This is a genomic window from Streptosporangiales bacterium (genome assembly GCA_009379825.1).
Taxonomy (GTDB): Bacteria; Actinomycetota; Actinomycetes; order Streptosporangiales; family WHST01; genus WHST01.
The window spans coordinates 1-9,949 of sequence record WHTA01000126.1 but is presented as its reverse complement, the minus strand read 5'-3'; the positions used below and the strand labels follow the sequence as shown (position 1 = coordinate 9,949).

Genomic DNA, 9,949 nt, shown 5'->3' with positions numbered 1-9,949 from the left:
GAACGGGCGCCCTTTCCGGCCGGTCGGACCCGGCAGAAACCCCTCGATCAACGCCCACTGACCATCCGAGAGCAACTGGAAACGCGACACACCACCACGATCCCAGCCAACAACCCGATCAATTACGAGACACGCCCTAGCGGCGCCGGCGCGCCTCGGCCGCGTCGACCGGCCAGAAGAGCAGGCAGCCCACCTGGTCGTCGCGGCGCAGCAGCCAGTTCGAGACGGCGAGCACCTCGCAGCCCGCGTAACCCCGTACGGCCGCCAGCACCATCGACACGCCGTAGAAGACGACCGCGGTGTCGCTGAGCACCGCGACCGAAGGTGCGTACCACGTCGTGCCGTAGAGGGCGGCGAACACCGTGATGTTGAGCACGTGGGCCATCGGCCCGGTGGCCCGCACGGGTGCTGTGCGGCGACGGGAGCGTAACCACTGGGCGCCGACGAGTGCCGCGGGGAACACGACGAGCGCGAACGGCCAGGCCCACGGGTCGACGCCGTCGACGACGTGCGGTCCGTCGAGGGCCGTGCCGAGCAGCACCCCGCCGACGACGACCCGTGCCAGCGTCCCCCAGCGGCCGATCTGTCGGCACTTGGTCGTCGGTTCGGCAACCCGTGCCGCCGGCCTTGCGTCCATGCCGGGACGGTAAGTCCTGTACCCCGGTATCGGGTCAAGTGGCGCCGCCGCGCCGCTACCCTCACTGGTGTCGAAAGGAACGGTGAATGTCGACCGACGAGCACGGTGAGCCGCAACCGCCAAGCGATCCCACGCCCGACGCCACCCCGGTAGAGGTGCGGCCGGTCGACGCGCGGCTCGGGATCTTCCCTTACGGCTACGCGGTGCGGGCTCCCGGCAGGCGGCTGCGCGTGATCCTGCTGGCGTACGTGCCGGTCTACCTGGTCAGCCTGCTGGCGATCGTGCCGCTGCAACTCGTCGGCGACACGGCGGTGGTCAACGGGTCGGTCGAGCTGTTCGGCTTCTCCACAACGTGGTTGGTCGTCGGTGGTGTGCTGCTGGTGGTCGGCGTGCTGGCGATGTTCGTCGGGCACGGGGCGGCCACGCTGGTCGGCATCGCGGAGAGCGTACGCATATCGTCCGGCGAGGCAGGCGAGGCGGATGGAGAGACCGCCGAGGAGGCACAGGCGCCCGTGCTCTCGCTGCGGGCGGCGACCGTCGCGGCGGCTAAGCGGCTGCCGACGCTGTTCGTGCTGTGGCTGCTCGGTGTGCTGCTCGTCGCCGTGCTGTTGGCAGCAGTGCTCGCCTCGACGTTCACCGAGCTACCGATCGGGGTGGCGATCACCTTTGTCGGCCTCGTCTGCTGGCTGGTGTTCTCGCCGTTCGCAGTAGCGTGGCCGGTGGCGTTGGCGGAGCGGCGGGGTCCGTTCGGTGCACTGCGGCGCTCGGTGCAGCTGACGCGGGGGCGGATGTTCCGTCTCGGGTTGTTGGTGTTGTTCTTCGGCTACGGGATTCCGTGGGGGCTCAGTTACGGGGTCAGCCGAATCCCGGACATCTTCGGGCAGTGGTTGCCGCCGTGGCGGGCCGCGTTGCTGGTGGCGGTGCTCGGCTGGGCGGTGGCCGTGCTCGCGCTCGCGGTGTTGGCGTCGGTGCAGGTGTCGGTGCTGTTCTACGACAAGGTGGTGGCCGACCTGCAGGCCGCGCCCGGCGACACGCACACGTACCTGCCGCTGCACCGCGAGGAGCACGCGATCGACCGCGATCGGCTGCTCGGTGTGCTGGACGCACCGCCGCGGGAGTGGCGGTGGGTGGCCGGCCGCCGGCGGGACGTGGCACTGTGGGTGGTCGCCGGGCTGCTGGTGCCCGGCCCGCTCGCCGTCGGGCTGTTGTGGCTGAACCCGGTCGGCGTGCCGGCGTACGCGGCGGCGGAGCTGAGCGACTCGACCTCGGACCTGCGCCACCGGCTGGTGCCGATGCCGGACGGCTCGGTCACCGTGGTGACCCGGCTGTCCGACTCCGTGTACTTCGACCGGTGCGTGGGTGCGCAGTGCGTCGAGCTGCCGGACGACGAGGACGAGGACGGCGACGACAGCGACGACTCGCTCTCCCTGATCGGTTCGGGAGTCGCGTCGGCGTCACACGGCAACCAGGTCGTGCTGAGCGGCTGGCGCAGCGACGACGGCTACACGCGCGACGAGGAGGACAGTCTGCCCAAGCTGCGGTTGCTCACCTGCCGACCGGCGGAGTGCACCACGGACGCGGCCGAGAGGGCCCCCGTGCTCGACCGGCACGAACCGCAGTACGAGGGCGACGGGCTCGACGGTCTCGAGGTGCGGACGACGGTTGCCGCCGACGGGGACGGCGGCTTCGTGGGTGGCGTCGTTCGTCGAGGGCGGCGACCTGACCGTGTACCACTGCGCCGACGAGCGCTGCGCCGACCCGAAGAAGACGGTGCTCGACCAGCCCGACCTGAGCATCATCCCGCACAAGTCCGAGCTGCTCGCGCTGGCCGCGCACGAGGGTCGGGCCGCGGTGGTGCTGACCAACACGAACAGCGGCGAGGTCACGCAGTACAGCTGCGCCGACGCCGAATGCGCCAACCCGCGGCGCACGGTGCTGGTCGAACCGAGCCGTATCCGTTCGGAGCTGGAGTCGCAGTACAAGGTCGGGGTGGACGTCGCGTTTCAGCGGTTCCGGACGGCCGGTGGTCGCGTACCGCGACCTCCTCGACGGCACCGTGCGGCTGCTGTCGTGCGGCGACCTGACGTGCAAGGAACGCGAGTCGTACGCGCTGACCGGGCAGGGGTGGGCGCATCCGTGGCCGACGCTCACGGTGGACCGCACTGGGCGCCCGCTGGTGGTGACGTACGACCTCACGGCACGACAGCTCGTGCTCGTGGCGTGCAAGGACACCGGTTGCGAGCGGCGGACGAACGTACCGCTCGACCGCTGGGACGCCGGTCCAGGCAACACCGCCGTGACCGTCGACCGTGACAACCGGCCGGTCGTGCTGCGGATCGACATCGGCGCCGCAGACGAGCTCTTCGACCGCGGCCACTCGGATGTGCTCACCTGCGACCGCGTCCGGTGCGGCGCGCCGTGACCAGGCTCACCAGGTGACGGCGAACACCCGCGGTTTCGTACACCGCACGCCGGGGAACGGGGAGGTCAGCGTGGCCGCCTCGATGCCGTCGGGCGCGCACGCGAGGGCCACCGCGAGCCGGGGTGTGGTGCCGACACGCAGCATCTCCCCTGGCGCCATCATCCTTGGCCCGGTCCAGCGCTTCGCGCCGGACTTGTAGCCCACCAACCGCTGCACCTTGCCGTCGGGTCCCTCGGCTCGTACGGGCTCCTCGTCGTCGGTCTGGCGCTCCCGCTCCGGTTCGTCCGCCGGCACCTGGTCGAGTTGCCTGCCGTTCTCGTCGACGGCGTACTTGGCGCCGCCGTCGATGGGGGCGTCCTCGAGCACGATGGTCTCGTCCTTGGTGACGTAGGCCATGTGGTGCTTGCCCCACAGCTTCTTCGGCAGCTCGATGTCGGGCAGCCGCTTGCCCGTCCGCAGGTCGACGCGCTGGATCGCGCGGGTCTCGTGCCGCTGCTCGCGGTTCTTGGGAATGTCCGCCCGCTCGCGGTAGTCGTCGAGGTAGAGCACGCCGTCGCGGACCGTCTTCTGCCAGGACTGGCCGAGCTTCGTGCGCCACGACGTGCGCCCCGTGGTGGGATCGACGCTGCGGACGGTATCGGCACCGGCAGAGCCCCAGAAGCCAGCGGTGGACAGGATGAGCTCGTCGCGCGGCGTCTCGTGGTCGGTCTCGCCCCACGGGAGGAGGTCGTTCTCCCCGTCTCGCACGGGGATCACGATCCGGTCGCCCGTGCGTGGGTCCACGGACAGGTACTGCCTCTTTTCGCCCAGCAGACTCTGGGCGACAAGCAGCCGGCCGCCCACCATGCGCAGCTCGTTGAACCCGCCCACGGCGGACTTCGGGTAGCGGTGCGACCAGCGTGGTTTGCCGGTGGCCGCGTCGAGCGCGAGCAGCTGGGTGCCCGACGCGAAGTACACCGTGTCGTCGTCGGCGAGCAGCCGGGTGGCGTCGCCGTGCTCGTACGTGACGACCGGACGGATGGCGAGGTAGTCGCCGTACTCAACGTCGGCGCGGTACGGGTCGAGCAGCGGCCGCGACCAGCGCAGTGCGCCGGACTCGGCGCACGTGTCACCGTCGTCGCAAGTGCGCACCCCGCCGGAGAGCGCCGAAGGCTTCGGCGTCTTCGGACTTCGCCGACGGCTCGTCGGTGCAACCGGCGAGGCCGGCCGCGAGAAGCACCACGAGCGCACCACTACCGGCGGCCCTGCGCCATCGACTGCGCCCCACCCTGCCTCGCTTCCACCCCCTCCGCCCGTGTCGATCCTTACGGTAGCGGCTGCCGACCGCCGTGGGGGCGGGTGAGTACAGGTACTCAGGCCGAACGAGTAGTTCGGCGGACGCGGCGTACGGCCCGGTTCGGCCAACGTAGTGGCCATGGATGGTCTCTATGCGTTGAAGCCGTGGTACGCGCGTCAGCTGACCGGGGTGCGTCGCCGGCTGGTGGCACGGCAGGTGTCACCGACGGCGGTCAGCATCGCCGGTGTCGGCTGCGCGGCCGCCGCTGCGCCGGCCATCGTCCTGGCTCCACCACACGCGGTCACCGCGCTCGTGGTGGGTCTGCTGCTGGTCGGACGGCTCGCCTGCGCGAACTTGGACGGGGGCATCGCGCGGGAGTCGGGGCGGACAACGGCTCGGGGGTCCGTTGTCAACGAGCTGTCCGACCGGCTTGCGGACATGGTGGTGATAGCGGCGTTCGCCGTGCACGTGCCGTGGTGGCTGGTCGGTGCCGCGGCGTGTGCGGCACTCCTGCCCGCCGGTGTGTCGCTGTCGGCGGCAGCGGCAGGCGCGGTCCGGCTGCAGGGCGGACCGGTGGGGAAGACGGAGCGGTGTGTGCTCGCCGCCGTGGCGGTCGGCACCGGTTACTACGTGCCCGTGCTCGCGGTGCTCGCTGCCGGGTCCGCGTTCACCGCGGGTGTGCGGCTGGTGCGGGCGTGGCGGCTGCTCGGAGGTGCCCGATGACGTACCTGATGGTGCAGTGGATGGGTGGTTTGCTCGGCGCCGGTGGCGTGGGCGCGATGCTGTCCGGGCAGCGGGAGCTCGTGCGGCGCTGGCTCACCTGGGTGGCGATCGCCGGCGTGCTTGCGCTCGCGTTCTGGCTGCAGCCGTACGGGCCGGTGGCCCTCGCTGGGGTGGTGGCCGCGGTCTGCGCGCTGGAGTACGGACGGCTGGTCGCGTTGCCGGCCGCCGACCGTGCGGTGCTCACCGGCCTGGTCGCCGTGGCGCCTGTCGCCGTCTGGCTGGCGCCAGACCTGGTCGCGCGGCTGGCGCCGCTCACGCTGGTGGCCGTCGCGCTGCCGGCCGTGCTCGCGCACGACGGTGCCGCCGGTGGCCGTCGCGCGGCCGCCTCCGCGTTCGGGCTGGCATGGCTGCTCCCGTTGTGCGGGCTGGTGTCGCTGGGCGACGCAGCGCTCCCGCTGGTGCTCGCGGTGTGCCTCGCGGACGTGACCGCCTGGTGCGGCGGCAGGCTACTCGGCGGGCCGGCACTGTCGCGGTTGTCGCCGGCGAAGACCTGGGGCGGGGTGCTGGGTTCCGCCGTCGGCGGCACGGTCGTGCTCGCGTTGCTCGGCGCCTTGAGCTGGCCGCTGGCCATCGCCGTGGTGCTCGGTGCGCCGTTGGGCGACCTGATCGAGTCGATGGTGAAACGTACGTACGGGGTGAAGGACACCGGTTCGTGGCTGCCCGGGTTCGGCGGGCTGCTCGACCGGGTCGACTCGCTGCTCGTCGCGCTGGCCGTCGCGGTGGTGTTGAGCTGATGCGTGGTTTCCGATACCTGCTGCGGCAGCTGCTCTGGCGATCGGTGTTCGCCTGCACCGGTGGTCTCACCGTGCAGGGACGGCCGCCCGAGGGCGGCTACGTGCTGGTGGCCAACCACTCGTCGCACGCGGACGCGCCCGCCCTGCTCGCCGCGCTGCCCGCACGCAGCCGTCCGGTGGTGGCGGCGGCCGCCGACTACTGGTTCGCCGGCAGGATGCGCGCCTGGTTCGCCGGCACCGTGGTCGGCGCGTTCGGCATCTCGCGGGAGCGCGGTGGGTGCGGGCAGCTGCTCGAGACGGTGCCGCTGCTGCGTGCCGGCGGCGCGGTGGTCCTCTTCCCCGAGGGCACGCGGACCAGGGACGGTTCGCTGGGCGACTTCCGCTCGGGTGCGGCGCGGCTGGCGGCGGCCGCCGGGGTGCCGCTTGTGCCGGTCGCCATGCACGGCACGCGGGAGATGCTGCCCGTACACGGGGTGTTCCGCCGGCGGCCGGTGACCGTACGGATCGGCGCGCCTGTGACGGACCTCGCCGAGGCGCGGGCCGTGCTGACCCGGGCGCTCGCCGAGCCGGCGCCGTACCGGGCGCCCGCCGGTTGACAGCTGGCGGTAGCGTTCGGGGCGTGAGCGAGAACGTGGAGCAACTGGAGTTCGACCGCACGGCCGCGGCGACCGCCTGGGGCCGGCTGGTCGGCGAGTACGCCGCCGCCCGTCCCGACGCGGACCTCACCTCGCACTGGGTGGGGCTGGTCGCCACGGTGACCGGCGCAGACGCCGAGTCGGTCGAGGAGCAGGTGCGTGGGTGCGTACCGCACCCGAGCAGGACGCAGCCGACGGACGCGGTCGTCGTCGAGGTGATGAACGGCGTCAGCGACGTGGTCGTACGGCTGTGCGCCGACGTGGTCCTCTACGGCGACGACGACGACCCGGCTGCGCTGGTCGCCGAGGCGCGGCAGATCAACGACAGGTACTGCGACCTGCTCGACATGGTCGTCGAACGCCACCCGGAGGTCGACTTCGACCAGGACGGCGGCGACGAGGCACCGGCAGCCGAGGAGGCACAGCCAGCGCCGGCGGCCGAGACGCCACAGGTGGCCGAGGCCACGAGCTCGCCGGCGCCGTGGCTGCACCGCACCGGTGCACCGGTGAACAGCGACGCGCTCGGCGGCCTGGTCAAGCGGTTGGTGAGCTCGTACGCGTCGCAGGCCGACGCCGTCACGCTCGAGGCGATGTGGCGTAGCGCCTTCGGCGCGGCGAGTGGTTGCTCCGCGGACGTCATCCAGGAGGTCTGCGAGGCCGCGCGGCTGCCGGAGCAAGAGCTGTCCGAGCACCGGGCGGCCAACGAGATAGCGGCGGGCTTCGAGGAGCTGTTCGCGGCCGCCGTGGTCCGGTTGTTCGCCGCCGACAGCAGCGGCAACGGCGACCTGGCCGACGAGGGCCGGCGGCTGGTGCAGCGCAGGGACGCGCTCTTCGACCTGATGGAGGAGCTCTACCCCGGCATGTACGAGGCCGAAGGCGACGACTGAGCGGCCTGCCGTCAGCGGATGCGGCGGAGCAGGGCGACCAGCGCCCGGCCCACCAGCAGCCAGAAGATCGCCGCCATGCCGTAGTTGACCAGCACCCCGACGCGGTCGTCCTCCGGGGTGAACAGGTCCCTGAAGAACACCACGAGGCCCTCAGCGAGCCCCGCGACCAGGCCGACGAGCGGGTTCGCCGGGTTGGCGTCGAAGACGACGAAGACGATGTGCAGCGCGAGCGCGATGGCGAAGACCGCGGAGCCGATGGAGACGATCGTGGTGGCCCAGCGGACGGTCCTGGCCCGCGTCGCCGCGCTGCGGGCACGCTCCCGTTCCCGCTCCTCCTCGCGGGCACGTTCCTCCTCCGCGCGGGCGCGTTCGCGTTCCTCCGCCGCCAGCTGCTCGCGTTCCTCGGCCAGTACGCGCGCCGCGGGGTCCTCGGCCTCGTCCGGGCCGTCCGCGGTGTCCCCGTCGCCGGGGTTTTCCTTGATCTCCGCCACGGCCGCCATTGTGCCCCCAGGACGTGACGAACGCCACGTGTTCGGCCAGGTGAATCGGTCGGCGGCCGATTCCCTGGCCGCACAGTCGTCGGCTGGCGCATAGGCTGGCACCGTGCCAGAGCAACCACCACTCGTCGTCGGTTTCGACCTCGACATGACGCTGGCCGACGCGCGCGCCGGCATCGCCAGGATCTGGCGGGAGCTGTCCGCGCGCACCGGCGTGTACATCGACGTGGAGACCGTGATCGGCCGGCTCGGCCCGCCGCTGGAGTGGGAGGCCGCCCAGTGGTTCCCCGCCGACCAGGTCGACGAGGCCGTCACCAGCTACCGCTCGATGTACGAGCTGGCGATCCCAGCGACCACCGCGCTGCCTGGCGCGGCCGACGCCGTCGATGCGGTGCACCGGCTCGGCGGCAGGGTCGTGGTCATCACCGCGAAGCACGCGCCGAGCGCGGAGGCCACGCTGCAGCACCTCGGGCTGGACGTGGACGAGGTCGTCGGCCAGGCGTGGGCGGAGGCGAAGGGGGAGGCACTGCGTGAGCGCGGCGGCACCGTCTACGTCGGCGACCACCCCGGCGACGTCCGTGCCGCCCGGGCGGCCGACGCCGTTGCGGTCGGAGTACGTACCGGTGGCGTGCTCCCCGAGGGTGCGGACGTGTTGCTGGACGATCTCACCGGGTTCGGCGACTGGCTGGTCGAGCACGTGCTCGACACCCGGTTGCAGGCGTTGACCGAGCAGCTGCGAACGCTTGGCAGCGTCGTGGTGGCGTTCTCCGGCGGTGCCGACTCCGCGTTCGTGCTCGCGGCCGCCGTCGACGCGCTCGGCGCCGACCACGTGCTGGCCGCCACGGCGGTGTCCGGCAGCCTGCCGAACGCGGAACGTACGGCGGCCGCGGAGTTCGCCGCCAGCTTGGGCGTGCGGCACGTCCTGCCCGCCACCGACGAGATCAGCCGGGAGGGCTACCAGGCCAACGCCGGCGACCGCTGCTACTTCTGCAAGGCCGAGCTGCTCGAGGTGCTCACCCCGCTGGCCGAGCAGTACGGCATGGCGCACGTGGTCACCGGCACCAACGCGGACGACGCCGTCGACCCGTTCCGGCCGGGGATCAAGGCCGCGGCACAGCGCGGGGCCAGCACCCCGTTGCGCGACGCCGGCCTCAGCAAGGCGCAGGTACGTGCGGCGAGCCGGCGGATGGGCCTGTCGACGTGGGACAAGCCGGCCGCCGCGTGCCTGTCCAGCCGGGTGGCGTACGGGGTGCGCATCACGTCGGCCAGGTTGGCCAGGGTCGAACGCGCCGAAGCTGCGCTACGTGAGGCGCTGGCTACGGAAGGCATCCCGGTGCGGAATCTCCGTGTCCGTGACCTCGGCGATCACGCCAGGGTCGAGGTCGATCCCGCACAGGTGCCGGTCGTCGCGGCGTCGACCGGATGCGTGTCCGCCGTCACCGCCGCCGGGTTCGACCGGGTCGAGGTGGACGAGCGCGGCTTCCGGTCCGGCGCCATGAACGAATTACTGGCCTGAGGCGCTACGCTGGCGCGGCAGCAACGAGAGGACGAGTGACACCGGTGCCCACTGGCAAGGTCAGGTTCTACGACCGTGACAAGGGTTTCGGCTTCGTGACCCGAGACGACGGCGGCGACGTGTACGTGCACTCGTCGGCACTTCCGGCCGACGTCACGTCGCTACGTCCTGGGCAACGGGTCGAGTTCGGGGTGGCCGAGGGTAAGCGTGGCCAGCAGGCGCTGTCACTGCGGTTGCTCGACGCCGCGCCTTCGGTGGCGAAGGGGCAGCGGAAGAAGCCCGACGAGATGGGCGTGATCGTCGAGGACCTGATCAAGATGCTCGACGACGTCGAAGGCAGCTACCGGCGCGGCAAGCACCCGGACAACCGCACCGCGAAGCGACTCGCCACGGTGCTGCGCGCGGTCGCCGACGACATCGACCCCTAGTACTGCAACGGCACATGGGGTGGGTGGCCGCGGGTGCGATAGTGGCTGGTTCGGGCTTGGTGTTGGCGTCGTCGACGCCAGGTTGACCATGCCCAGACGTGGTCGGGTTCGGACACGTGTCGCAGGATCAAATG

12 protein-coding genes are annotated in these 9,949 nt (G+C 71.9%); 8 read left to right on the top strand and 4 right to left on the bottom strand.

The features are described from left to right. The coding region (locus GEV07_29665; protein ID MQA06696.1) for an IS5/IS1182 family transposase at positions 1–90 on the bottom strand (90 nt) is incomplete at its 3' end. 46 nt (positions 91–136) lie between these two features. Beyond that, entirely contained in the window at positions 137–637 is a 501-nt protein-coding gene (locus GEV07_29660) for a hypothetical protein (protein MQA06695.1), read from the bottom strand. 86 nt (positions 638–723) lie between these two features. Between GEV07_29660 and GEV07_29655 the strand changes: the two genes are divergently transcribed. Both GEV07_29655 and GEV07_29650 read left to right on the top strand, forming a co-directional pair. Beyond that, on the top strand, positions 724–2,721 hold the full coding sequence (locus tag GEV07_29655; protein ID MQA06694.1) for a hypothetical protein: 1,998 nt from the start codon (positions 724–726) through the stop codon (positions 2,719–2,721). Continuing rightward, positions 2,661–3,059: a hypothetical protein gene (locus tag GEV07_29650; GenBank protein ID MQA06693.1), complete on the top strand. Its 399-nt coding sequence runs from the start codon at positions 2,661–2,663 to the stop codon at positions 3,057–3,059. Before GEV07_29655 ends, GEV07_29650 begins: the two co-directional genes overlap by 61 nt. A 6-nt stretch (positions 3,060–3,065) precedes the next feature. On the opposite strand, the gene GEV07_29645 is transcribed toward GEV07_29650, so the two are convergent. Further along, positions 3,066–4,475, bottom strand: coding sequence for a PQQ-binding-like beta-propeller repeat protein (locus GEV07_29645; protein MQA06692.1), 1,410 nt, complete (start codon positions 4,473–4,475; stop codon positions 3,066–3,068). Between GEV07_29645 and GEV07_29640 the strand changes: the two genes are divergently transcribed. The 4 genes from GEV07_29640 to GEV07_29625 are packed head-to-tail and all read left to right on the top strand — an operon-like array spanning position 4,474 to position 7,374. Beyond that, a complete protein-coding gene (locus tag GEV07_29640; GenBank protein ID MQA06691.1) occupies positions 4,474–5,058 on the top strand; it encodes a phosphatidate cytidylyltransferase in 585 nt (194 codons plus the stop codon). The genes GEV07_29645 and GEV07_29640 overlap by 2 nt on opposite strands. Next, positions 5,055–5,852 (top strand): phosphatidate cytidylyltransferase, encoded by a 798-nt coding sequence (locus GEV07_29635; GenBank protein ID MQA06690.1) that lies wholly within the window; start codon positions 5,055–5,057, stop codon positions 5,850–5,852. Before GEV07_29640 ends, GEV07_29635 begins: the two co-directional genes overlap by 4 nt. Beyond that, on the top strand, positions 5,852–6,448 hold the full coding sequence (locus GEV07_29630) for a 1-acyl-sn-glycerol-3-phosphate acyltransferase (GenBank protein ID MQA06689.1): 597 nt from the start codon (positions 5,852–5,854) through the stop codon (positions 6,446–6,448). The genes GEV07_29635 and GEV07_29630 overlap by 1 nt, the downstream gene beginning before the upstream one ends. A gap of 23 nt (positions 6,449–6,471) precedes the next feature. Then, on the top strand, positions 6,472–7,374 hold the full coding sequence (locus GEV07_29625) for a hypothetical protein (protein ID MQA06688.1): 903 nt from the start codon (positions 6,472–6,474) through the stop codon (positions 7,372–7,374). A gap of 11 nt (positions 7,375–7,385) precedes the next feature. Here the strand turns inward: GEV07_29625 and GEV07_29620 are convergent, their stop codons facing one another. Continuing rightward, positions 7,386–7,865 (bottom strand): hypothetical protein, encoded by a 480-nt coding sequence (locus GEV07_29620; GenBank protein MQA06687.1) that lies wholly within the window; start codon positions 7,863–7,865, stop codon positions 7,386–7,388. Positions 7,866–8,019: 154 nt separating this feature from the next. Here GEV07_29620 and larE point away from each other — a divergent pair, with 154 nt between their 5' ends. Together larE and GEV07_29610 are read left to right on the top strand one after the other, a co-directional pair. After that, the gene (gene larE, locus GEV07_29615) at positions 8,020–9,387 is read left to right on the top strand and encodes an ATP-dependent sacrificial sulfur transferase LarE (GenBank protein ID MQA06686.1); all 1,368 of its coding nucleotides are present in this window, start codon (positions 8,020–8,022) and stop codon (positions 9,385–9,387) included. A gap of 44 nt (positions 9,388–9,431) precedes the next feature. After that, positions 9,432–9,815: a cold-shock protein gene (locus tag GEV07_29610; protein ID MQA06685.1), complete on the top strand. Its 384-nt coding sequence runs from the start codon at positions 9,432–9,434 to the stop codon at positions 9,813–9,815. The last annotated feature ends 134 nt before the right edge of the window (positions 9,816–9,949 follow it).